The organism is Campylobacter gracilis (assembly GCF_001190745.1).
GTDB lineage: Bacteria > Campylobacterota > Campylobacteria > Campylobacterales > Campylobacteraceae > Campylobacter_B > Campylobacter_B gracilis.
The window spans coordinates 1,497,875-1,521,936 of sequence record NZ_CP012196.1; the positions used below are offsets into that span (position 1 = coordinate 1,497,875).

Here is a 24,062-nt window from a genome sequence, read left to right on the forward strand (position 1 = left end):
GATGGAGAAATCTACTCAAAACGACGAGCAGGTTTTAGAGGTAAAAAGTAGAGAATTTACCTCTAAAAAGCTCTTCTGGCTCGTGACGCTGGTCTGCTTCGCGTGGTCGGTCTTTCAGCTTTACATCGCGTATTTTACGCTAAATACGAATATTGCGCGCTCGATCCACTTAGCATTCGCCATTTTTATAATTTTTTCGCTTTTTCCGTTTCGCCCGCGCTCTAAGGCGCATTTTTATATCCCGTTTTACGATTATATTTTATTAATCGTCGGAGTCGCCGCAATCTTGTATCCTGCGATAGAATTTAACGGGCTAGCGCAGCGCCCGGGAAATTATCTAAGCAGAGATATCGTAGCAGCCTTTATCGGAATTTTCATACTCTTTGAAGCAGGTCGTCGTATGATGGGACCAGCGCTTGGCATTATCGCTTTTACCTTTCTTCTGTATTGTTACTTCGGCCCCTATATGCCAGATATCATTGCGCACCGCGGCGCAAGCTTTGAACTGCTTGCAGGGCATATGTTTTTAACGACAGAGGGCGTATTCGGCGTACCGGTAGGGGTCAGCACCAGCTTCATCTATCTGTTCGTGCTATTCGGCGCGCTTTTGGAGCGAGCCGGAGCGGGGCAGTATTTTATAAACGTAGCGTTTGCGATTTTAGGTCGCTTCTGCGGAGGACCCGCCAAGGCTAGCGTAATTGCCAGCGGACTAACCGGAATGGTAAGCGGCAGCTCGACCGCAAACGTCGTGACAGTGGGCACTTTTACGATCCCGCTAATGAAAAAGGCAGGGCTTACCGCCACTAAGGCGGGCGCTATCGAGGTCGCCGCCGGCGTAAACGGACAGCTCATGCCGCCTATTATGGGCGCTGCGGCGTTTATCATCGCAGAGTTTTTAGGTATGAGCTACACCAACGTAATGATCGCGGCGGTGATCCCCGCTTTCGTCTGCTATGCGGGGTTATTTTTTATCGTGCATCTTGAAAGCTGCAAGTTGGGGCTTCATGGCAGCCGCGATTACGCCAAGGTTTCAAAGCTAAAAATTATATTTAGCGGCATTCATTACATAATCCCGATTTTGGTGCTTCTTTTCACTCTATTAATTCTGAAAGAAAGCGCGATATCTGCGGCGTTTAACTCGATCTGCGTGCTATTTTTAATAATGATCGTACAAGAGCCCGCCAAGAAAACGATATTTGGCGAAAAGGTTGGCAAGTCCGATTTTATCGTCGGCTTTGTCGATATCTTTTGGGCTATGGTGGGTGCTGCCAAAAATATGGTCACGGTAGCCGTTGCCACCGCGCTAGCGGGCATCATCATCGGCTCGATCTCGCTTACCGGGCTGGGACAGGTTCTTTCAGAGCTCGTAGAAGCAGTCGCAGGAAACAGCATAGTGCTGATACTTCTGATGACTGCGATAATGAGCCTGATTTTGGGCATGGGGCTTCCTACGACGGCGAATTATATCGTCGTTTCAAGCTTAATCGCGCCAGTGATTTTGATACTAGCGGGCAAAAACGGTTTTTTGATCCCTGCGATCGCAGTGCATCTTTTCGTATTTTATTTCGGAATTTTAGCCGATGATACCCCGCCTGTGGGTATTGCCGCATATGCTGCGGCGGGTATCGCAAAGGCAAATCCGGTGACCGTGGGACTTCAGGGCTTCGTGTATGATCTACGTACCGCGGTGCTTCCGTTTGCGTTTTTCTTCAACAATAAGCTGCTTTTGATCCAAAGCATCGGCGATCCGATGGATTCAAAGAGCATCGTTTGGATCAGCGATCCATTGCAAATCGTGCTGATTTTTGCCACGGCGATCGTGGGCATGTTTGCCTTCAGCTCCTCGCTACAAGGCTGGTTTGTAACAAAATGCAATCCACTAGAGCGCCTACTATTGCTGCTAGTAACGCCGCTAATGCTGGTGCCTAATATCTGCACGAAATTCATAGAATTTATCCCTAGCGAATACGCAAGTTATGGCATCGGCGCTGCGATCTACGCGCTGATCTTTACAAAACAGTGGCTTTTAAGACCTAAAGACTCTGGCGATACGCACGCCGAAAATAGCGCGCCTGCGGCGTAAATCCAAATTTGATCTCGCTAAATTTTAAAATTTGCGGGGTCTTATTAAATTTATCTTCTTACTTTGCATTCTTGCGCCAGGATTTTAAATTTGGATTGACTCTTTACTTCTAAATTTAAAACCTCGACAGATTGTGCCATGCTGATAAATCTAGTTTAAATTTAAATCCGCCTATATAAACTACTCAAAATTTTAAATTGCGCCGAAGCAATTATGCCCCTTAGTAAGATAAATTTATTCATACGAAGCTACTGTGTTAAAAAATGTCGCATATTAATCCCATGCTAGTCTATAATTATCGCAAGCCGCAGGATGCACGAAATCAATAGAGCAAAGCCGTTTTCGCGTTGCCGCTTGTAATGCCTTCGATAGTTTAAAATATACACGTCCGCAAAAGCGAAAATGATTCTTATAGCAGATAAAATCAAAAACTGTACAAAATTTCTTCAAAACGATTTGATAATTAAAACCGGGCGTTATAAAATTTTACTTATTTACAGCAATTTCTTGATTATATGTTGTACTTTATTTAAAATAATTTTTATAAAAATATCGATGGAATGGGTAACTATTAGTGAAATTTAATTCTATAAAAATACTTTAATAATTAATATTAATTTTATCCGCTTTGAGTTATAATCCGCGATTAAATTTCAAAATAGAGGAACAAAAATGCAAAAAGATATGTATTTTAAAAAGGCGAAATTTATTGCATTATCGATATGCGCGAGCGTTTCGATTTTATGCGGCGTCGAAGGCTCACACCTAAGCAGTGACGCAAATAGCACGAATCTTGGCGAAATCGTAGTAAGCGCGAGCGGCTTTCGCCAAGATATTAGGCAGGCGCCCGCCACCATTTCCACCTTGGATAATAAAGAGATATCAAGCGGCAGCTTCACTTCGCTGCACGATATCGCGAATAAAATGCCGGGCGTCAGCGTTATTGCAGGTGACGACGGCCCGGCAAGCGGGATATCCATCAGAGGAATGGAAAGCTCTCAAACCCTTGTTCTTATCGACGGCAAACGCGTAAGTTCCGCGGCGGCGAACCCAAAAGGCGGAGCGGGCGATATGAACTCGAATTTTATCCCGCCCGCAGGAGCGATCGAGCGTATCGAAGTGATTAGGGGGCCGATGAGCTCGCTTTACGGAAGCGATGCGGTAGGCGGCGTGATAAATATCATTACGAAAAAGAATTTTTCTAAATTTAGCGGAAGCGCCACCATATCTACGACTATCCAAGATCACGAGGGTATCGGAGATGGTAAGATGGGCGAAGCCTACGTCAATATTCCCTTCGGGCAGTATGCGGCGCTTCAGCTGTGGGGATATAAAAAGCTGCGCGATGAGGACGGCTATAAGGGAGGCTATCAAAAGAGCGATAAATCGGATTCTAACGCCAAGCTTTGGCTAACGCCGGATGAAAATAATAAATTTTACGTTCAAACCGGAAGGCAAAATCACGATTATTCAAGGACTCTTGGTAAAACCGCCGTTTATCCCAACGCGCGCGGATTAAATCACTATAAATATAAAAGAGAAAATCACGGCGTCGGATATTTGGGCGAGTTTGAAAGCTTAAGTGCTGATATAAGTTATTTTTGGGATAAGACTCGCCGTACGAGCATTTTTGATAGCCTTTCGCCCGCAATCGTAAAAAATAGAAATTTTAATTCCAAATTTACGACTTATCTTGGTATAAATACGCTTACCTTCGGCTACGATTTTAGCAAACAGGATGTGCAAACCACTTTCATCGTTTCAAACGCGAATAGGCAAAATTTACGCTCTCCGCAGCGATTTTCTATGAGCGAGCATGCGGGATTTTTAGAGGATGAGATTGAAATTTTGGAAAATACGCTATTTTTAACGCTCGGCGGCAGACTCACGCACAACGAATACTTCGGCAACCACTTTTCTCCTAGGGCCTACGCGACGTTTAATATAGGTGATACCTGGACGATCAAAGGCGGCGTCGCAACCGGTTATAAAACTCCCGACGTCAATCAAATTTCGCCGGAAGTAGGCACGATTCAGGGCGGCTGGAGGATTATAGATTTCGGTAACAAGGATTTAAAGCCCGAGAAAAGCACGACCTACGAGATCGGGCTTTATTACGACAATGCAGACGATCTGCGCGGCAATATCACGCTATTTAAAAACGACTTCAAAGATAAAATTTTAGATACCGATGGCAGCAATATCAATAGGATTCCCGCTTACGGAGGCTGCGCCGGCGCGCCGAGCGTTAATTGTCCGGGTTGGGGAACGTATTTTAATATAGAAGGAGCCGAGGTTTACGGCGTTGAGCTGAGCGGCGATTACGATATTACTAAGAGGCTAAATTTCAAGGCGAACTACACCTATAGCCACTCCGAGATCGAAACCGGGGATCCTACGATCTATACGCCAAACGGCGCCGTTAAATTTAGCCAAACCAATCTTAGTAGGCTAGATGGCAAATCCCTGACCGCTACTCCGAAGCATGCCGCACATGCGACGCTTAACTATAGGCCGATCGCTCCGCTTTCTACCTTTATTGGCCTTAATTACGAAAGCGAGCTTACAAGCGTACAATTCGGTCCGGGCAATAGAGTCAGCAAAAACGACAAAAAGCTTTTTACTACGGATTTGGGCGCACAATACGATTTAAACGATAATCTGAGCCTAAATTTAACCGCCTACAATATCTTCGATAACGTCCGATACGACGAGGGTCTCGCCGACGACGGCAATTACTATTGGTATCCCGAGGAGGGCAGGAGGTTTTGGTTCAAGGTAAACGCTAAATGGTAAGCCTAAAGAGCTTTCTTGCGGTATTTAACGCGCTCTTTTTAGCGTGCTTATTCGCTTGCGATCTGGGGGCAAAACCGCCGCAAAAGATTGAGCGGATAAGCGAGGCTGCGCGCGAAATGTTTAACGTGAGCGATTTTATTCTAAAAAGCAAGAGCGGCGAAAAATATAAAATTTTTATAGCTCGCCAAAAAAATATCGCTCGTTACGATAGGGTAGTTTTTATGGTTGATGCGAACGCGCAAGTTGCTATGCTTTTAAACTCTTATGCGCAAATTTACGCAGGTTTAAATAGTGCGAAAGAAAATGCCGAAACCGGGCCTAAATTAAATAAAACCGTTCTTATAGTAGGCATCGGATACGACAGCCCGCTAGCGTATGATACTAAGCGTCGCACGAGAGATTTAACGCCCGCGGCGAGTGGCGAAGAGTATGCAAACGGCGGCGGCGCAGCAGAATTTTACGATTTCGTAAAAGATGAATTATTTCCGCTCGTGGAGAAAAAATACTCTACGGCAAAAAGCGATAAAATTTACTTCGGACATTCTTTTGGCGGGCTATTCGGGATTTATGCTTTGCTGCGCGACGATGGGATTTTCGACGAGTTTTTTATCGCCTCGCCTTCGTTGTGGTGGGGCGAATCACAGCTGATCAGAGATGCCCTAGACGAGGGAAAACTTAGATCAAATTTAAAAGCGAAATTCATAATGCTCGTTGCTGGCTCGCGTGAAATGCGTAAAGGAAAAACCGATAAAGCGGGAATTTTAAAAGCGGCCGATCTAGCTGAAATTTTAAAAACAAAGGGGCTTTCTTGCGAATTTAAGCTCTACGAAGGCGCTTCGCACGGCGAAGTAATCCCATTGGCTTTGCGAGATTTAGCGCTATTTACGCAAAGATAATCTTCTATTTAGCCGGTAAAACCTTGATCTAAACCCGGCTCGTTTATATTTGCAAGCGCAAGACCGTACGGCGCAGGCCCGTTGATCGCGCCTAAACGCGTCACCGGATTTAAGAAATTAAACTTTAAAGCCGTTTTGGCTAGTATCGCGCAAATTTAAAGGAGAGAAAATGCAAAGTTTCAAATGGCAAATTTCAAAGCGGCTCAAGCAGGCGATGCGAGAGCGAGATATCGATAATCTCACGCTCGTGCGGCGCACTGACGAGCTGTATTCGCGCTCGCACCCGGGCCACGACGAGGATATGCGCGCCGAAGTTTACACGGTTTTGGACGAATACGCACCCAATGTTGATATTGAAATCTTTGATTTAGTCTGCAAGATTCTAGACGTCAAGATCGAGCTAGGCAAGGATGCTTGATTGAGTAGTCGTCGCCGGATTTTATCCGTGCCGCAAAGCTAAATTTAGCGCTATGATAAATCTCAAAATTCTACCTAAAGCCTAGCTACAGAGCTTACTTAAGTAAATTTTGCCGCAAAATTTCGCCCAAAATCCGCAAGATTAATATCTATTTTAACTGCAAAGTGCTAAATTTAGCGCTAAATTTTAATCCGAGGTAAGCTTTGAACTACTTAATCCAATTCAGTGTGATTTTAGGGATATCTTTTGTTGCGGAGATTTTGGCGGCGCTCGTGCCTGTGCCGATCCCCGCTAGCATCTACGGACTAGTCATTATGCTTTTAGCCCTGATCTTTAAACTCATCAAAGTATCGCAGATCAGAGAAACCGTGTCATTTTTTATGCAGATCATGCCAGTGATTTTCATCCCGGCGGGCGCTGCGATCATCATCGCAGGCGACGCGCTACGCCAGCATCTTTTCGCAATCATCGCGATTACGGCAGTCTCTACGGTAGTAGTCATCGGTGCAAGCGGCGCGGTAACGCAGATCTTTTATAAAATCGCACTCGCCCGCGTTAAGCGCAGGCTCTACGCAGCCGCACATGAACAAGACGGCGTGAATACAAAGGGTGTGGATGCGAAGCTGGAGCGCGAAATTTTATCCGGAGACGACAAAAAATGAGAGAAATTTTAATGAACTCCGCTTTTTTCGGCGTGTTTTTGTGCCTGGGCTCATTTGAGCTGGGACTTTATCTAAAAAAGCGCTTTAAGCTAACTATTTTCAATCCGCTTCTAATCGGTATCGTGCTTACCGTCTGCGTGCTTTTACTCTTTAAAATTCCATACGAAAAATTTAACGCCAGCGCCTCGCACATTAGCTTTTTCTTAACGCCGATTACCGTCTGTCTAGCCGTGCCACTGTACGAGCAGCTGGCGCTTTTGCGAAGTAATTTTTTAGCTATTTTTGCAGGATTGATTTCGGGTATGATCGCAGGGCTAGGCAGCATCTACGCGATGTCGGTAATATTTGGGCTAAATCACACAATGTATGTCACGCTACTACCGAAATCCGTCACGGCGCCAATCGGTATGGGTATCAGCGAAAGCTTAGGCGGCATCGTGACACTAACGGTGGCCTGCATCATCGCTACGGGCATCATCGGCAGTGTATTTGGCGAGGCACTACTTAAAATTTTTGGCATAAAAAAGGCGATGGCAAAAGGTATCGCCCTAGGCTGCGCGAGCCACGCGATGGGAACGGCGCGCGCTCTTGAGATCGGTGACGTAGAGGGCGCAATGGCGTCTTTAGCGATGGCAGTTACGGGACTTCTTACCGTCATCGGTGCCGGTATTTTTGCACATTTCATCTAAGGAGAAAATATGATAATCTCGATCGCTAGACAAACTGGCGCAGGCGGGCGCGAAACTGCGCGCAAACTAGCCGAGCGCTTAGGCTATACCTATCTAGCCAAGGCGGATCTGCTCCGCAAAGCAGACGAGCTTGGCTGCTTCGAGCAGATGTATGAGTTCTACAACGAAATGCCCGTAAATACGCTACTTCAGGCAATCTCGCACAACGAGCTAGCCAATGAGCAAAAACGCGATCGCATCGTAGCAATCTACGAAAAGATCGTCTCGGGCGGCAACGTTATAGTGCTTGGGCGCTGCGCAGGGTTTTTCTTGCGCGGACATCCGGATCTGCTGACGGTATTTCTACGTGCGAGCGATGAGTTTAAACTTGCCAGATTAGAAAAAGAGGGCCATACCGACGCGCGCGAGTATATGGAAAATAGCGACGCAGGCAGGATGAGCTTTCATCAATACTACACCAACCAAGTCTGGGGTGCGTCCGCAAACTACAATATCTGCATCGACACATCGTATTGCGGCATCGATAATGCGGTAAATATCATCGAGTATCTGGTCAAACATCACATTGAAAAGTGATTTGCGCCTAAGCGCACAAAAGTGGAATTTGTCTTTTCAAAGATGAATTCCACTTGATCTTGCAAACCCACCCTACTTCTATTGTAATTTAAAATTTACATCTTTTTTGAGCTTGAATTATATTTGCAAATGACGCATTTAGGTGTATTATAAAACCTTTCGTTCAATGCGACATAAATTCTAAACCGCGCCTACTCACCGAAAATCAGCAAAATTTAGCTAAAATTTGACGAAATTTAAATCCAAATTTAAGGAGATAAGATGCAAAGCAAAGCCCATCTATGCCCAAAATGCGGCGAAAACACGATATATTTCGACGGCATTTGCCACTCGTGTCGCCAAAGGCAGAGGCGGGAGGAGATTTTAAACCTAAGCGCGGACGAAGTGGAGGCGATGATCCTAAAAATCGTAGACCGAATCGACGAGATCGAAAAATGGGATGAGATTTACAACGATTTTTGGGCGCTTTTTAGCCTGTTAGGTATCCACGATCCAAGGATTGCGCGAGCCGCCGCGGCGGCGGAGATATACTGTCCGCCGGAGCTTTACTTCGGCGCGCCTAAGGACGTGAGAGATGCGCTCGTCCGCAAGCTTGCCTCGATACAAGACAATGCTAAAAACACTCTAAATGACCTACTGTGCGCGCTTGCGTGGCAGGGCGACGAGCAGACGACGCAGCTTTTTTATGAGCTGTATCAAAACCCGAGGCCGTGGCGTCAAAAGCTCTACGCAGGCACTGAAATTTACGCGCAAATCGGCGGCTGTAGCTTTGATAGGATGGGCGAGCGCAAATCGCTAGTTTTTGATAAATGCCTCACAGCAGTACGCGCAAAAGATAGCGCGGAGAAAAACGGCGGCGGCGCTAGCGAGCGCGGAGATGAAAGCGCGGACGAAATTTTAAATTTCAAAGGCAGCGCGGGCGGCGCAAATTCCGAACAAAACGCGCAAAACGGCGCGGACGAAATTTCAAATTTACACGCGGGCGCGCAGAGTGCTCGCACAGGCATGGACGAAGACGCGATCTTGCAGAACGAGCGCGCGAATTTTAAATCAGACGCGCAAAAATACGCTAGTGACAGTTCAAATTTAAGCGAAAATGCAAAGGATGCTTGCGAAGACGCAAATCAAAACGCGGACGAGCCCGTACGTATCGGCAGACCTACGGGGCAAAAGTGCGAGTTTTGCGGCTGCGAGATGCTTGATATGCTGCGCCTAAAAGCATCCGAGCCGCAGCTTGCGTTTCTGAATTTAAAGCACGACGCGATCTTTCGTTGTTGCCCGACCTGTATCGGTTCGGTCATTTACTTTTGCAAGAGAGGTGCGGACGGCGAGCTAGAGCTTAGCTACGAGGGCGAATGGATGGAGAAAAGCTACTTTTCGCAGCAGGATATGGCGCGGCTAAGCGGTATGAAATTTAAGCTAAGCGACGAGGTTTCGCCCTTTTACGGCTGCTTTGACGAGCTTGACGTGACCGTGGGCGGCTATCCGCAGTGGGTGCAGGACGCCACGTATCTGAGCTGCCCTAGCTGCGGCGGGACGATGAAGCATCTAGCGCAGATCCCATTCGGCGAGCTGGTGCAGGGCGAGGGGGTTATATACGTGCAGATCTGCGAGAAATGCGAGATTTTGGGCGGCTGCTTTCAGTGCACTTGAGGGCGGGGCTTTTAAAATTTGCGCCCCGAGCCCGCGCAAAAAATTAAGCTATAATTGCGTTTAAATTTAATTAAAGGAGAGATTATGGGGTTATTCGGTTTGAGCAAAAAGGCTGAAAAGGCGCAAATTCCAAGCACTTTTGCAGGTAGAGTGGATAAATTTTGGGCGGAATTTAGCGGCGCGATAGATGAGATCAAGGCTAATCTGGCGGCGGAGGAGTTTGAAAAGGCGATGCGAAAGACCGACGAGAAGCTTCGTATCTGCCTTGCCGAGCCTTATTTTATGACGGGGCTTGCGGGCGATAAGCTTGATTTGGTGCTGACTCCCGAGGGTATGAGGCACCGATTATTTTGGCTAAGCTTCATCAAAAATGCTATGCCCAAGCAGCTCGAATCCAAAATGCGCTGTACGCTCGGAAAGCCGCGTGCGCCGCGAGGCATCGGCGGACTTGAGATGTACGGCACGCGCGTAAGTGCCGAGGAGTCGATGATCTACGCGCAGTTTAACGAAAGCGACGTGGATATTAAAATTTACAACGAAAACTTAGCGGCTCTGCTCGCGCAGGACGAGGGTAAGGCGGGCAATCTAAGCTTCATCCTGCTTGATAACATCATCGGCGAGACGGCAGTCATTAACACTTTGGGCATGCTTGAGGTGCTCGATAAGCCACAGGAAAACGGCGTGCCGCTAAGCGAATTTGCCGATCTAATCGATGAGAAATTCGGCGAAAAAGCCACGCGCGAACCGCTAAAGAATTTTTTCAGCTACGAGATGCAGCCGCGCGGCAGCGAGGTGCGCGAGGACGTGATCGTGGGCACCACCTGCCTGCGAAATCTCATAGGCGAGTACCTAGGCGGCAAGCGCGACATCTATAACGAAGCCTTCGAGCTCGGCATAAAATTTTGCTTTCTTAGCATAGGTAACGGCGGCGACATGCAGGCGGGCTTTGATCTGCGAAACAAAATCGAGGACGAGGAGCTGGAGAGCTGCGGCTCATTTCTAGAGATAATCGGCGGCGCAACCGGGCAGAGGCACGCATACATCGATCTCATCTGCTACGACGAGGAGAGGCTTAAAGAAAAGGTAAGCGAGCTTTGCAAAAAATACGGCGCAAATATCGAAATCCACGACTTTAAGCGGTAGCGGCCTCTGTTTTTGTGGCAGATAAATTTGAAATTTTGCGCCATCGCGGAAAATAAATTTTAAAATTCTACGTCGCCGCGTAAAATAAATTTAAAATTTGCCACGCCGCGCGCTTTTCGTTCGGTTTTACTATTTCGCCGACACGCGGTAAAATTGAGCGAGCCGTAAGCTTGCGGCGCAAATTTTATAGTAGCGATCGAGATTTAGTTTTGATGTAGATTTGCCGATTTTAGCGTTTTTAAAGCCTCAAAAACGTGATAAAAATTTAAAGAAACGACGCAAAAATCATCTTGAAATTTATAGACAATTCTGATTTGATGGTATCAAAATACGAGCGGCGCCGGTCTATAACCGCAGAAACTCCGCTCTCATTGGCTCTGACGAGCCGTGGGGTACAGCGAGAGCGATAAAAAGGCGTTTGAAAGAGAGCTTAGAGGGTACCGTTTTATCGGCGGCAAATTTTATAGATTGGAAAAAGCCGATGTAAATAAACTGCCGCGCCTGCTTCACTCCGTGATTTTCATCGGCAAAAATTTAGTCCATATTTTCGCCTCTCAGAGTAAAATTTACACAAGCCTAGAGCTTGACGAGACGAAGCTAAAAGGCAGTATTGGAACGACAGAACCTTGGGCTTTAGCGATGGATTTCGCGCCTATATCGTCTCGTGGCTAAACAAGGTCGGCGAGCAGGCTACACGCGAGGAATTTTACGGCTCGCCGCGCCGCAAAGCGAGCGCAAAACGACGCTAAAAAATATTGTTCGCGACGATAAAATTATAAGCAAAGATGAAATTTTGAGCGCACCCATCGTGCTTTTTAAGCTCACGCCAAACATCCACAAGGTAGCGATAAATTCACAGCTTAACGCGATGGGGTTTTATCTGGACGCCGATTTCGTCTGGCAAAGCTTAGCCGAGTTTTTATCCGCCAAAAAGGATGCCTCTGCTCCGGCGGGCACGATACCAAATGATATAAAAATTGCCAGCAAGGGCTTTGACGTAAAGCGCTCGTTTCGCCCAGAAATGAAATAACTCGGCTCGCGCAGCAAATAATCCGTGCAATCGTCGCTAGAATTTATCCCTCTTTACTTCTCTGCTTGACGGATCGCATAAATCAAGCGAATTTTATAAATTTTTATAAAATTTAAGTAAGCAAGCACGCAAAAGCTTAGGCGCGAAATAAAATGCGGATGAAATTCCGCAAAAGCTCTTTCGTAAAATTTTAAAATTTTACCGCAGCGGCGTCCATCGCGCGCATTAGCCGTAGCATTTGAACGTGTTCGAAAACATCGTGCGTGCGGATGATCGCGGCGCCGTTTAAAGCGGCGATCTGGTGCAGATACAGCGAGCCTGCGAGCCTGTCCGCGACCGCAGAGGGGCTGTAAAAATCGATAACGCTCTTTCTGCTCGCGCCCACAAGCAGCGGGCAGCCGAAGTGTAAGAAATGCTCCAAATTTTTAATCAGCACCAAATTTTGCTCGGCGGTCTTGCCAAAGCCAATGCCCACGTCAAGGATGATCTTTTTAAGCCCTGCGCTTTGCAGCTGCTGCAGATTTTGCGCAAAAAACTCATCGATCTCGCCCATCAGATCGTCGTATTTAGGCGCAAGCTGCATATTTTGCGGCTTTCCTTGCATGTGCATCAGCACGTAAGCGGCGTCGTAGCGAAGCGCAAGCGGTGCTAGAGCGAGGTTTGCGCTGATGTCGTTGATGATGCTAAAGCCCCGATCTAGCGCAAATTCCAAACAATACTCATCGAAGCTATCGAGGCTAAATTTAGCCTTTTCGTGCAGACGCAGGCGATAAATTTCGCTCAGCACGTCCTTTATGCGCGCAAACTCCTCATCTCTGCCGCAGTACTGGCTGCCCGGGCGCGAGCTCACGCCGCCGATATCGATAATAGCGGCGCCCTGCTCGATCATCTTTTCGATCTTGCAGATCGCCTCTTTTAAGCTTGCCGCACGGCTTGCGGGGTTAAAACTATCAGAGTTGATGTTTACTACGCCCATTATTTCGCAGCTTTGCGGCTTAGTAAATTTCTCGCTTAGAAATTTCGCGAGCTCTTTTAGCCCGAAATCCTGTAGCGCTTCTTTCTGCGCTAAAGCCTCAATCTGGCGGTCGTTTGCGATCAAAACCGCATCCGTATCGTCGCGCCCTAGGATCACTCCTTCGTTGCACGCAAGCTCGGCGCCGATACTAAGGGCATCCTGCTTTAAAATATTCGCCGCGGGCGCACGCAGGTCTTTTAGATAGAAAAAGTTTAGGCGCGATTTTTTCTGCATTATCGCCCGTCCCGCATTTCGTACGCCGATGCGCTCGCAAATCAGCGCGAAATCGGCCTCGTTTGAAATTTTATAAATTTTCATCTTTTCTCCTCGATCATCAACAGTAACGGAGTAAGCACAGCGTGGGCTTTGGCGTTGTGCTCGGCGAGGTAGCTTAAGCGGTCAATCCGCTGCAGCTCATCGCCGCTTAGACTGACGCCTGCTTCGAAGCACTCTAACGCGATCTCGCCGATGAGCGCTTTTAGCGCCGTTTTGTCCAGCTCGCCCTTGCGCTCCAGCGCGATCTGCGCGTCGATAAACTCCACCGCTTCCTTTAGGCTGAGCCTGGTTAAGCTTAGCCCGGTGCGGTATCTGGGCTTTCGCACGCAGAGGTTTTGCACGATCAGGCGCGAGCGGATAGTAGGCAGCAGGGCGTTGATGAAAGGGGTGATCAGGAAAAACACCGTATTTTTGGGCGGCTCCTCTAAAATTTTAAGCAGAGCGTTTTGCGCCTCCTCGCCGAATTTCGTAGCGGAGATGACGATAATCTTATCCTCGCGCTCGGCGACGTAGGCTTCGTCAATGATCTTTCGCGCCTCGTCGATCTTAAGCTCAGTGCTTTCAAAAAACCTTAAATTTTTGCGCGGAATTTCGGCTAAAATTTTATCTTTAAAGCCCTCATAATCGTTAGTTAAAACGATCTGATTTATGATTTTCAAAGCACCACTTCGTCAAAAAGCACGGCGTCAATGCTTTTGTCTAAAATTTTAAAAAGCTGAATCAGTTTGAGATCTAAGCTCGGATCGCTCTCGCTCATGTAAAAGCTATTTTGTAGCCTCTCATCGATGAGCCACAGATAGCTATCCTCGTGGCTTTTGGCGATTTTGGCTAACGGATGGTTGCCGTTGCCGATGTAGAAATATATAAAGCCGTTGGCAAACGCGAGGCTTAGCATATCGTTTAGCAGCAGCGCGTCCTCAAGGCTATTTACGCCGCCGCGATAAAGCGAACGCAGCGAAAAAAACGGCAGTAGCGGACGGGAGTTGGTAGAGGAGTTGATCTTTTTGATGATGTATTCGCTAAACCAGCTTCGCTCATCGTCGCAAATGACGATGAAAGCAAAGCCGTCGTGGAGGAATTTTAGCTTTGATGCTAAAAGCGGCGTCCAATCCTCCTTGCGATCCTCGAGCCACTCAAGTCCTGGCTCGGAGCGCATGGCCGTGACGCTCCAAGTGTGCAGATCCTGCATTATTTATCCAAATCGTAGGCTTTATGCAGCGCGCGCACGGCAAGCTCGCCGTATTTGGCCTCTACGATCATCGAAATTTTAATCTCGCTCGTGGAGATCATCTGGATATTTATCCCCTCGTCCGCAAGCGTCTTAAACGCCTTGCTGGCTATGCCGCTGTGGCTTTTCATACCAACGCCTACTAAAGAAACCTTTACGATATCGGCGTCCGATTCGATGATGGAATTCGGATTTGGATTTACCTCTTTCATTACCCTATAGGCCGTTTCCAGCTCGTTTTGCGGCACGGTAAAGCCCAAATTCGTCTCGCCGTTTCGTCCGATATTTTGCACGATCATATCGACGTTGATCTCCTTGCTCGCGAGCGCAGAGAAAATTTCAGCCGCGACGCCGGGGCGATCCTCTACGTTTCTAATCGTGATTCTTGCTTGATTTTTATCCAGTGCAATGCCGCTAATTACCGCATCTTCCATCTTTTCTTCTCCTGTTATGAGTGTTCCTTCATGATCGTTAAAACTGCTTCGCGTCACCAAATTTACGTTTAATTTCTTTGCAAGCTCGACGCTTCGATTTTGCAAAACCTTCGCCCCCAAGCTCGCAAGCTCAAGCATCTCGTCGTAGCTGATACGATCAAGCTTCTTGGCTTTTGGCTCGATGCGCGGATCGGTCGTATATACGCCGTCTACATCAGTGTAAATTTCGCACAGATCGGCATTCAGCGCTCCTGCGACGGCGACTGCGCTAAGATCGCTTCCGCCTCGCCCGAGCGTCGTTACTTCGCCTGCGGTGCTGATACCTTGAAAGCCCGCGACGACGACGATTTTGCCCTGCTTTAGCGCCTCTTGCATACTTTTTGGATCGATCGAGACGATGCGAGCTTTGGTGTGAAAATTATCCGTCACGATGCCCGCGCCTCGCCCGCTAAACGCGATCGCAGCATAGCCCTTGGCATTTAGCGCGATAGCTAAAAGTGCGCTCGTGACGCGCTCGCCCGAACTTAACAGCACATCCATCTCTCTGCCTATGGGAGTTTTAGTAAAAAATTCCGCCTGCTCGATGAGCTGATTGGTAACGCCGCTCATCGCAGATACGATTACCGCGACATCGTGCCCTTCGTTTTTAGTCTTTATCACGCGCTGCGCGACCGCCTCGATCCGCTCTAGCGTACCGACGCTCGTACCGCCGTATTTTTGAACGATCAGCATTAAATGTAACCCTCCTCCTTAAAATATTTTAAAACCGTCGCGTAAATCGGCTTTTTGAAGTGATTTACGTGCCTTAAAACCTCATTTGCGCCTACGAATTTAAATGCGTCGAACTCCGGAAGTTTAGTATTGATGTTTATATCGGCTAAGCTTCGCAATCGCACTAAAAAATATCTTTGAATTTGCCCGTCGTATGGGCGCATCTTTTGAGCTACTCCATCGGGGAAGTCGTAGCTAAGCCACTTCGGGCACTCAGCGATGATATCGACTTTGCTTGTTCCGATCTCCTCGCCTAGCTCTCTGCGGATCGCCATCTTCGGCGTCTCACCGTCGTCGATACCGCCTTGAGGAAACTGCCAAGCGCCTTTGATGTCGCTTCGTTGCGCGATTAAAATTTCGCAATTAAACGGATACGAGGGCGAAAGTACGATTGCAGCGACATTCGGTCTGTAATTTTTCTCTTTTTCCATCTCGTTTTCTCACAAAAAATTTCTAAAAATTCTACCTAAAAATATTAAAATTTGCGTTAAGAGACTTAAAATTTATATAAATTTTCAAATTAATTCGCTAAATTTTGCGACGTAAATTTAGCCCATAGGACCGCCCTTGCACATCTACATCCACGTGCCGTTTTGCACCTCAAAATGCCCGTATTGCGCCTTTGGCTCCTTCAGCGATAAGTTTAGCCTCGCAAAAAGCTATTTTCGCGCGTTAAAGCTTGAAGTGCGCGACTTTTTGGCGAAAAATCCGCACGCGCAAATCTCTACGCTTTTTATCGGCGGAGGCACGCCAAGCGCCGTAGATGCAGGGCTTTATGATGAAATTTTTGCGCTGCTTGCGCCGCATTTTACCGCCAAAGCCGAAATCAGCTCGGAAGCTAACCCGAACTCCGCTAGCCCCGCTTGGCTTAGGGCGATGTGCGAGCTCGGCGTAAATCGCATCAGCTTCGGCGCGCAAAGCTTCAACGATGCCAAGCTAAAGTTCCTCGGTCGCGCGCACAGTGCAGCGCAGATTTTTCTGGCGGTACAAAATGCCAAAGCAGCGGGCTTTGATAATATAAACTTAGACCTAATCTACGCGAGTAAATTTGACGATAAAAGGAATTTAAAATTTGAAATGGATGCGCTTGCGCGCTGCGAAGTGCCGCACCTAAGCGCCTATGCGCTAAGCCTTGAGGAGAACACGCCCTTTTTTGGGCGCGAAAGCTTTAAAAGGGAAAGCGTGGCTCTAGCTAAATTTCTCTTTGCTCTTGCGGCGGATAGCGGCTTTAGACAGTATGAAATTTCAAATTTTGCCGCGCGCGGACTGCGCTGTAAGCACAATCTCGCCTACTGGCGCGGCGAGGATTACGTGGGATTTGGGGCATTTGCGGTCGGAACTAGCGCTCAGATGCGCCTTAGCTCGCCTAAAAATTTGCAAGATTACATCGCAGATCCGCTGCAAAAACAGCGCGAAGCTCTAAGCGCGCAGGATAAAAAGCTTGAGCGCATATTTCTCGGGCTGCGCTGCGTTTTGGGATTTGAAGCGCAAATTTTAGACGCCGCGGAGCTAAGCAACGCGCAGCTGCTCGTACGCGAAAAAAAGCTGAAATTTGCCGAGGGTAAATTTTATAATCTCAACTTTTTGCTCGCCGACGAGATTGCGCTTTTTATCACTCAAGAAAGCCGCCACGGGCGCTAAATTTAAGATTAATGAAATTTTAGTTAAAATACGCCACTTTTTACGTTAGGAAATTTTATGTTTGGTATCAGTATGCCTGAAATTACGGTCATTTTAATCATCGCGATAATCGTGCTGGGGCCCGAAAAGCTTCCAAAAGTGCTGGTAGAGCTTGCGAAATACTTCAAAGTCATCAAAAAAACCATCAACGACGCAAAATCGAGCTTCGATCAGGAGCTTCGCATCGCCGAGCTCAAAGAGGACGCCAAAAAATATAAAGAGAGTATCACGCAAGCAAGCGAGGGCGTGCGCAAAAAGCTCACGTTTGAGGAGCTCGACGAGATAAAAGGCGGTATCGACTCGGTCAAAGAGACGCTAAATGCGGGGCTAAAAGACGCGGAAAGCTCGCTTAAAGAAACGCTTAGCTCGGACGCCGCCAAAGACGCGTTAAACTCCGCGAAAGTCTCGGCACAAAAACAGAGCGAGACGGCAAATTTAAAGTCAAATTCGAGCGGCGAAAATTCCGCGCAAAGCTCTGCCCGCGCCGCAAACTCTACGCAAGACTCCGCCGACGGCGCAATGAATTCCGGCGCTGAAAGCAAAAGCGCGAATTCTGGCACTGGAAACAAAGGCAAAAATTTTATGCCGAGCACGGACGGCGGCGCGGGAAATTCCGCACAAAATACCAATGCAAGCAGTGAAGCTAAAAGCGCCGCGCAAAATTTTAACGCAAATTTAAACGGCGATGCGCAAAATTCTATGCAAAATTCCGCACAAAATAGCGATACACAAAAATCATAATGAGAGAGAAATTTAATGTTTGAAGAGCTAAAACCCCATCTAGCCGAGCTTCGCAAGCGCCTGGTTATCTGCGTGCTTTCCGTCATCGTCCTTTTTATCGCGTGCTTCGGCTTTTGGGAAAATATTTTAGGTTTTATGACCCGTCCGCTGGTGCGCGTGCTTCCCAAAGGCAGCGAGATCATCTTTACCCAGCTTGGCGAGACCTTTTTTACTGCGATGAAGGTGTCGTTTTTTACCTCGTTACTTCTAGCGATGCCAATAATTTTCTGGCAGGTGTGGCTTTTCGTAGCACCTGGGCTTTACGACAACGAGAAAAAATACGTCATCCCCTTCGTTAGCGGCGCGAGCATTATGTTCTTTTTAGGCGCGGCGTTTTGCTATTTTTTCGTAATCCCTGTCGCGTTTAATTTCTTGGTAAATTTTGGCGCTAAGCAATTTACTGCGATGCCTACGATCGGCGAATATGTAGGCTTTTTCGCTAAGCTCGTCGTCGCATTCGGCATCAGCTTCGAGCTTCCGGTGGTGACCTTTTTTCTCGCCAAGATCGGGCTTGTGACAAACAAAAGCCTGAGCGATTTTTTCCGCTACGCAATCGTCATTATTTTCATCTTTGCAGCGGTCATGACGCCGCCGGACGTGCTTAGTCAGTTTATGCTCGCAACTCCGCTAATTGCGCTTTATCTGCTTTCGATCTTTATCGCCAAAATGATAAATCCGTATAAGCCTGAGGATGACGAAAGCGAAAATTCTACGGACGTAGCGCAGGCGTGAGATGGCGGATCTAAATTTAGTTGGCAGCTACGATTACGAGCTTCCTAGCGAGCTCATCGCAAGCGCGCCCGTGATGCCCAAACAAAGCGCGCGACTGCTGATCTACGACCGCGCCAAGCAGCAGATCACCCACGCGCACTTCGGCGATCTGGCGGACGCCCTGCCGCCCTGCGATATTATTTTTAACGACACGCGAGTAATTAAGGCGCGCCTCTTCGGTCATAAAAACAGCGGCGGCAAGATCGAGCTTCTGCTAAACTCGCCGCTTGAGGGCAATAAATTTAGCGCCTATATTCGCGGCAGCGTCAAAGTAGGCAGCGAATTAAAATTTCAAAGCGGTCTTGAAGCGCGCGTTTGCGAGCTTATGGAGGGCGGGCTTCGCATCGTGCAGTTTGAGTGCGGCGGTAAGGCTTTAAACACCCACGATGTTTTTGAAATTTGTGAACGTATCGGCCACGTGCCGCTGCCGCCGTATATCAAGCGCGCCGATACCAAGCAGGATGTGAGCTGGTATCAAAGCATCTTCGCGCGCGAGCAAGGCGCCGTCGCCGCACCCACCGCGAGCCTTCATTTTAACGATGCGATGCTAAACGACCTGCGCAAAAGACACGAAATTTATTTTATCACGCTACACGTAGGCGCGGGCACCTTCAAACCCGTGGAAGTAGCGGATCTGCGCGAGCACAAGATGCACGGCGAGCTCTATTCCATCCCGCCGCAGACCACGCAAATTTTAAAAAGCGAACGAAAAATTTTAGGCGTGGGTACGACCGTTACGAGAACGATCGAAAATTTTGCACGCAACGGACAGAGTAGCGGGATCTGCGAGCTGTTTTTACACCCGGGCAACCCGCCGATAAGACAGAATTTTTTGCTTACGAACTTTCACCTACCCAAATCCACGCTGATAATGCTTGTAGCGAGCTTCATCGGCCTTGAGCGCACGCTTGAGCTCTACCGCATCGCAGTGGAGAAAAGATACCGCTTCTACTCCTATGGCGATGGGATGCTTGTGCTATGAAAGCCGTGGTTTTAGGCGCGCTAGCAATATTGGCTGCGACGGCAGGCTTTGCGGCAAGAAAACTTTTTGCTAAAAAGCCCGCTGCAAGCGGTAAAATTTTCTCCGCTGTGCCTAAAGCCAAAGAAAGCGATTCCGTCGTGCTTAGACGCGAGGATATCGCGCAGATCGATATTTTAAAAATTTTAAAATTTCAAAGCGAAATTTTATTTGAGGAGTGCACAAAATACGACAGCACGCTCTATCTTAGCTTCCCACCGCAGCTACCGCGTATCTACGGCGGCGAGGTGCTAAATCTCACTAGCGCGGTCTTTGACGCGTGCGAGTTTTTCCTGCAAAATATCGCTGAGCCAATCCGCGTAAGCGTGGAATTTAGTAGCAAGGAACTTAGAGCGAATATGAGCTCTATCAAGCTCGACGTTCGCGTAGGCATCGATCGCGAGCTAAAGGATCCGCGCACCTATGCGCTTAAAAGTGCACTAGAAAGCGCTGCTAGCACGGATGATGAGTATCTTACTTCGGCGCAGACCCATTTGCGTGCACTCGGTTCGCATCCAAGTATTGGAGCCGACGGGCGCGGAACCTTTATCAAAATGGATGCCGTGCTTAGCTGCTTCGCGCAGCAGAGCTTTAGCGCCAAAAAATACGACTACAACGTCATCATCACGCATAAAAACCGCGCGATCTTCGAGGAGCTGCGAGATTTTTTGAATGGGCTTGGTTGCGACGTGATGCCGAATTCCAACTGGGAGAGCGCAAAGAGGCACCTAAACGACTTCATCTACGTAGCCGACGTCGTCATCCTTGACGCCGAGATCCTGCGCGCCAATATAAGCGAAATAAACTACCTCAACGCGCTGGAAAAAGACGGGGTATTTTTCATATTTTTACTTAAAAACAAACACTCGCTCAAGGTGTTAGAGGGGCTAAATTTTAAATTTTTCAAGCTCGAGATGCCATATTTCTACGACGAGTTTTACGCCACGCTTGATCTCATCGAAAAGATCAAAAACGATGAGAACTTCTTGGGGCTGTAGAGAACGGGTAACGACAAATTTAAAACCGAAGAGATTGAAGTGCTATATTTTGACTTAGATTGGATCAAGGGCAATATAAAAGATAGCGAATATGCCTCAAGAGAGCAGCGATACGAGGCGTATTTAGCAGGGCTGCATAAAAATATGCATGCGCTAGAAAGAATTTTTGCGGGCATAAGCTTCAACGATGCGCTATTGCTACCCAAAAAGCAAATTAATGAAAAGTTGCATTTGAAATTTTACATCGGAGATTTGCAAAATGGATATTATGAACTAAAATGCGTTATGAGCTCGGATCAAAGATGCGGCGCGGCAGCAGGCGAAATAATAACGAGCGAGATATTTTACGAAAATGGCAATTACCGCTTCTCTTTCATCCTCGCTTGCTTGAAGGAATACGCCGTTAATTTTTCCAGGATAGATAGCCTTAAATTTAACGCGATTTCGCAGAAAAAATACCACTTTGAGCATAAGAAATTTAAACTTTTATAAAAAACCGCGCGCCCAATCGGTCGCGCATAAAATTTTCCCGTAAAGATCACGCCCTTAAATTTATCCCGCTTGCAAGCCGCAAACAGCGTAAATTTCGTCGTGTCTTGCAGCTAAATTTATTAAATTTACATAGTCCGCGCACAAGCAAGTTTATTTCGTCCGCTTACCTCAAAAACGCTCAAGCCCCATTTTTAAAATTTACGCCCCAATCGGACTTAAGAGATTTTTAAAAAACGGCACAATATGTTTTGAAACGCGCCCGATAAGAGATATAAAAAACCAGCAAATTTTAAAATTTAGCCAGGCAAACTTTGCTTGCGATTTAAATTTTATCTTCTGCCCTCTTTTTTAGCCTTAACCGCTTCATAAAGCTCATCGATCGAGGTTGCGGATGAGCCCGAATATTTCTGCGCCGCTTGCATAGTCTTTTTGCCCCATTTACCGTCGATTGCCACACCGTAGCTACCGAACATCAGACTTCGCTGGATATAATAGACTTTATCTTGCTGCGTCATATTTTGTTGCTTCTGCACTTCGCGCTCAGCGTCTTTTGCCTGCTCACTTTTATAAACAGCATCAGCCGTAAAGTATGCTAGCACTAAAGCTCCAGTAATCGGAACGACAAGGGTAACGAATCTATTATTTACGTTAGAAGTCAAGCCTTCCAAAAATGCCTTTGCAACGCAAAACACTATAAAAGCAGGAATGGAAGCTATAACGGCATTAAAACCACCCAAAATGGCTATGACGCCAAAAACGATAACCGCAGCTGCAAGCCCATCAAAAGCACCGCTACCAGCAAGGAAGCCTAGGAAAAAATTCATAATCTATCTTTTAAAATTTAAGTAATGTAATTCTCCAAATTTAAATTTAATCGGAGAATTACAAAATTTATCCCCGCCAATAGACGGCGGAACATAGGCTACTTAACGTGCTTCATGATCCTATGAAATTGCGGACTATGATCTCGCGCCATAAAAATAGACCCAATGATACCTAACACGCCGATACCCAAGACGATATAAAATAGAGTACCGCTATCCTTGGTAAAAGCCCCTCCAAAGAACAGCCAAAGTATAGAAATAAGAAGCGTCTTTAACCAGGGTCTGCTATAAGAGATCTCCGCCTGGCACCCACCGCATACGATTGCTCCGTATTTGATGTCGTCTTTGCCACAAAATGGGCACATTAAATGATCCGGATGTTCATTCTCTGCCATAATTTCTCCTTTGAAAAAATATAGGTGGAATTATATATATATATATAAGAGCGGGCTTAAATTTTAAAATTTAGAGTTTAAAATAGGGGGAATTTTAGCGGCTTTGCACCGCTAAAATTTAAAGATTTTCGAATGGATTTACGACCACGCCTTTGCGATCGACGATGTAAGGTATAAGGGCTGCTTGGCGCGCGCGCTTGATAGCCTTTTCTACCATCTCTTGGTATTTTTTGCTGGTGCCGGTTAAGCGACGCGGCATGATCTTAAAGCGCTCGCTTAGGCAGTGCTTTAGCAGCGCCGTGTCCTTATAATCGATAAATTCGATCTTTGCCTCCGTAAATTTGCAATACTTCCTAGTATATTTTCTCTTATCTGCCATGATTTTTCCTTAATTAAAATGGGATCGTGTCGTTGCCATCATCGTATTTATCGGCATCGACGTCGACTTCCGGAATCGTGCTTTCGTAACTCTGCTCTTTTTGTTTAGGCGCGTTGTAATCGTTTTTTGCGCCTCTTGAATTTGAGTTTTGTCTGTTAGCATAGCTATTTCCGCCGCCGTAATTACCGTAGCTAGAATTTCCTCCGCCGTAGCCGCCGGAGCTTCCGCCATAATTGCCGCCCTCGTAATTGCCGCCTTGGTTATAGCCGCCGCTTCCACCTTGATTGCTTCCTAGCATCTCCATCGTATCTACGCTGATGGAGTGCTTGCTTCGGTTCTGTCCGTTTTGATCCTGCCACTGATCTAGCTTTAAGCGGCCTTCAATCAAAATTTTACTGCCTTTTCGCAAGTATTGATTTGCGATCTCGGCCGTACGACCGAAAAAATCTATGTCTATAAAGCACGTTTCTTCGCGTTTCTCGCCGTTTGAGCTATTGTATCTGCGCGTAACGGCGATGCCGGTTTTGCCTACGGCGGTGCCCGTTTGCAGATATCTAAGCTCGATATCTCGGGTCAAATTACCTACCAAAACTACTTTATTAAACATATTTTATCCTTTATTCGCCCTCTTTGGCTGCTTCTTCAGGCTCTTTTGGCTCTACCGGCGCTTTTGGCTCGCGCTCTTTTTTCGCAGGGCTTAGCTTGATGCCTTTGCTTAGTTTATCCCAAGCGGAAATTTCACGCTTAGTCTCATATTTGACGGTCAAAAATCTAATGATATCTTCGGTGATGCGCAGATTTCTAACAAGTTCAGAGATCAAGCTCGGCTCGGCCTTAAAATAGATTACGAAATAAACTCCGCGCTCATATTTGTCGATCTTATAGGCAAGCTTTCTAGCGCCCATTTCGATTACGGAAGCGATCTCTCCGCCGTTTTTGGTTATGATTTCTTTGACGAAATCGACTTTTGTTTTAACTTCATCGTCGGTAAGCGTGGGCTTAACGATGAATAAAACCTCGTAGTTTCTCATAAATTCTCCTTATGGATTTTAGCT

General features: G+C 47.1%; 26 protein-coding genes and 1 pseudogene. 17 read left to right on the forward strand and 10 right to left on the reverse strand.

Annotated elements, in window-relative coordinates; genetic code table 11:
• The first annotated feature begins 1 nt into the window (after position 1).
• The 11 genes from CGRAC_RS07415 to CGRAC_RS07475 all read left to right on the forward strand — a co-directional run bounded on the left by CGRAC_RS07415 (position 2) and on the right by CGRAC_RS07475 (position 11,946).
• Positions 2-2,083, forward strand: a complete 2,082-nt coding sequence (locus tag CGRAC_RS07415) for a TRAP transporter permease (protein WP_005873239.1) — start codon at positions 2-4, stop codon at positions 2,081-2,083.
• 672 nt (positions 2,084-2,755) lie between these two features.
• Positions 2,756-4,879, forward strand: a complete 2,124-nt coding sequence (locus CGRAC_RS11570) for a TonB-dependent receptor domain-containing protein (RefSeq protein ID WP_005873241.1) — start codon at positions 2,756-2,758, stop codon at positions 4,877-4,879.
• Complete coding sequence (locus tag CGRAC_RS07435; RefSeq protein ID WP_005873242.1) at positions 4,873-5,775, forward strand: alpha/beta hydrolase; 903 nt, start codon at positions 4,873-4,875, stop codon at positions 5,773-5,775. Before CGRAC_RS11570 ends, CGRAC_RS07435 begins: the two co-directional genes overlap by 7 nt.
• Positions 5,776-5,944: 169 nt before the next feature.
• On the forward strand, positions 5,945-6,193 hold the full coding sequence (locus tag CGRAC_RS07440; RefSeq protein WP_005873243.1) for a hypothetical protein: 249 nt from the start codon (positions 5,945-5,947) through the stop codon (positions 6,191-6,193).
• A 203-nt stretch (positions 6,194-6,396) separates the two neighbouring features.
• A complete protein-coding gene (locus CGRAC_RS07445; protein ID WP_081451750.1) occupies positions 6,397-6,855 on the forward strand; it encodes a CidA/LrgA family protein in 459 nt (152 codons plus the stop codon).
• Positions 6,852-7,544 (forward strand): LrgB family protein, encoded by a 693-nt coding sequence (locus CGRAC_RS07450; protein ID WP_005873245.1) that lies wholly within the window; start codon positions 6,852-6,854, stop codon positions 7,542-7,544. The genes CGRAC_RS07445 and CGRAC_RS07450 overlap by 4 nt, the downstream gene beginning before the upstream one ends.
• Before the next feature lie 9 nt (positions 7,545-7,553).
• On the forward strand, positions 7,554-8,120 hold the full coding sequence (locus CGRAC_RS07455; RefSeq protein ID WP_005873246.1) for a cytidylate kinase-like family protein: 567 nt from the start codon (positions 7,554-7,556) through the stop codon (positions 8,118-8,120).
• A gap of 261 nt (positions 8,121-8,381) precedes the next feature.
• Entirely contained in the window at positions 8,382-9,773 is a 1,392-nt protein-coding gene (locus CGRAC_RS07460; RefSeq protein ID WP_005873247.1) for a hypothetical protein, read from the forward strand.
• An 84-nt stretch (positions 9,774-9,857) separates the two neighbouring features.
• Positions 9,858-10,916, forward strand: coding sequence for a hypothetical protein (locus tag CGRAC_RS07465; RefSeq protein ID WP_005873248.1), 1,059 nt, complete (start codon positions 9,858-9,860; stop codon positions 10,914-10,916).
• Between the two features lie 387 nt (positions 10,917-11,303).
• A complete protein-coding gene (locus tag CGRAC_RS07470) occupies positions 11,304-11,588 on the forward strand; it encodes a hypothetical protein (RefSeq protein WP_005873250.1) in 285 nt (94 codons plus the stop codon).
• Complete coding sequence (locus CGRAC_RS07475; RefSeq protein ID WP_005873251.1) at positions 11,581-11,946, forward strand: hypothetical protein; 366 nt, start codon at positions 11,581-11,583, stop codon at positions 11,944-11,946. Before CGRAC_RS07470 ends, CGRAC_RS07475 begins: the two co-directional genes overlap by 8 nt.
• 190 nt (positions 11,947-12,136) lie before the next feature.
• Here CGRAC_RS07475 and folP read toward each other — a convergent pair whose 3' ends face one another.
• The 5 genes from folP to CGRAC_RS07500 are packed head-to-tail and all read right to left on the reverse strand — an operon-like array spanning position 12,137 to position 16,101.
• Positions 12,137-13,279, reverse strand: coding sequence for a dihydropteroate synthase (gene folP, locus CGRAC_RS07480; RefSeq protein ID WP_005873252.1), 1,143 nt, complete (start codon positions 13,277-13,279; stop codon positions 12,137-12,139).
• Positions 13,276-13,896 carry a DNA polymerase III subunit delta' gene (locus CGRAC_RS07485; RefSeq protein ID WP_005873253.1) on the reverse strand — a complete coding sequence of 207 codons (621 nt, stop codon included), beginning with the start codon at positions 13,894-13,896 and terminating at the stop codon, positions 13,276-13,278. Before CGRAC_RS07485 ends, folP begins: the two co-directional genes overlap by 4 nt.
• Complete coding sequence (locus tag CGRAC_RS07490) at positions 13,893-14,426, reverse strand: HobA family DNA replication regulator (RefSeq protein WP_005873254.1); 534 nt, start codon at positions 14,424-14,426, stop codon at positions 13,893-13,895. The genes CGRAC_RS07485 and CGRAC_RS07490 overlap by 4 nt, the downstream gene beginning before the upstream one ends.
• Entirely contained in the window at positions 14,426-15,631 is a 1,206-nt protein-coding gene (locus CGRAC_RS07495) for an aspartate kinase (protein WP_005873255.1), read from the reverse strand. The genes CGRAC_RS07490 and CGRAC_RS07495 overlap by 1 nt, the downstream gene beginning before the upstream one ends.
• Entirely contained in the window at positions 15,631-16,101 is a 471-nt protein-coding gene (locus tag CGRAC_RS07500; protein ID WP_005873256.1) for an RNA pyrophosphohydrolase, read from the reverse strand. The genes CGRAC_RS07495 and CGRAC_RS07500 overlap by 1 nt, the downstream gene beginning before the upstream one ends.
• Positions 16,102-16,237: 136 nt before the next feature.
• Here CGRAC_RS07500 and hemW point away from each other — a divergent pair, with 136 nt between their 5' ends.
• From hemW to CGRAC_RS07530, 6 genes and pseudogenes are all read left to right on the forward strand, one after another.
• Entirely contained in the window at positions 16,238-17,311 is a 1,074-nt protein-coding gene (gene hemW, locus CGRAC_RS07505) for a radical SAM family heme chaperone HemW (protein ID WP_005873257.1), read from the forward strand.
• A 57-nt stretch (positions 17,312-17,368) separates the two neighbouring features.
• Positions 17,369-17,788, forward strand: a pseudogene (gene tatB / locus CGRAC_RS12940) (Sec-independent protein translocase protein TatB); the annotation flags it as partial.
• A gap of 318 nt (positions 17,789-18,106) precedes the next feature.
• Entirely contained in the window at positions 18,107-18,862 is a 756-nt protein-coding gene (gene tatC / locus CGRAC_RS07515; RefSeq protein ID WP_005873259.1) for a twin-arginine translocase subunit TatC, read from the forward strand.
• 1 nt (position 18,863) lies between these two features.
• Entirely contained in the window at positions 18,864-19,883 is a 1,020-nt protein-coding gene (queA, locus tag CGRAC_RS07520; RefSeq protein WP_005873260.1) for a tRNA preQ1(34) S-adenosylmethionine ribosyltransferase-isomerase QueA, read from the forward strand.
• Positions 19,880-20,917: a hypothetical protein gene (locus tag CGRAC_RS07525; protein WP_005873261.1), complete on the forward strand. Its 1,038-nt coding sequence runs from the start codon at positions 19,880-19,882 to the stop codon at positions 20,915-20,917. Before queA ends, CGRAC_RS07525 begins: the two co-directional genes overlap by 4 nt.
• Positions 20,918-20,956: 39 nt before the next feature.
• Positions 20,957-21,409: a hypothetical protein gene (locus CGRAC_RS07530; protein WP_005873262.1), complete on the forward strand. Its 453-nt coding sequence runs from the start codon at positions 20,957-20,959 to the stop codon at positions 21,407-21,409.
• A gap of 329 nt (positions 21,410-21,738) precedes the next feature.
• On the opposite strand, the gene CGRAC_RS07535 is transcribed toward CGRAC_RS07530, so the two are convergent.
• From CGRAC_RS07535 to rpsF, 5 genes are all read right to left on the reverse strand, one after another.
• Entirely contained in the window at positions 21,739-22,233 is a 495-nt protein-coding gene (locus CGRAC_RS07535; RefSeq protein WP_005873264.1) for a hypothetical protein, read from the reverse strand.
• Positions 22,234-22,331: 98 nt separating this feature from the next.
• A complete protein-coding gene (locus tag CGRAC_RS07540; RefSeq protein WP_040304482.1) occupies positions 22,332-22,628 on the reverse strand; it encodes a hypothetical protein in 297 nt (98 codons plus the stop codon).
• 118 nt (positions 22,629-22,746) lie between these two features.
• A complete protein-coding gene (rpsR, locus tag CGRAC_RS07545; RefSeq protein WP_005873265.1) occupies positions 22,747-23,007 on the reverse strand; it encodes a 30S ribosomal protein S18 in 261 nt (86 codons plus the stop codon).
• A 13-nt stretch (positions 23,008-23,020) separates the two neighbouring features.
• A complete protein-coding gene (locus CGRAC_RS07550; RefSeq protein ID WP_005873266.1) occupies positions 23,021-23,614 on the reverse strand; it encodes a single-stranded DNA-binding protein in 594 nt (197 codons plus the stop codon).
• Between the two features lie 10 nt (positions 23,615-23,624).
• Positions 23,625-24,038 carry a 30S ribosomal protein S6 gene (rpsF, locus tag CGRAC_RS07555; RefSeq protein ID WP_005873267.1) on the reverse strand — a complete coding sequence of 138 codons (414 nt, stop codon included), beginning with the start codon at positions 24,036-24,038 and terminating at the stop codon, positions 23,625-23,627.
• Positions 24,039-24,062 lie beyond the last annotated feature (24 nt).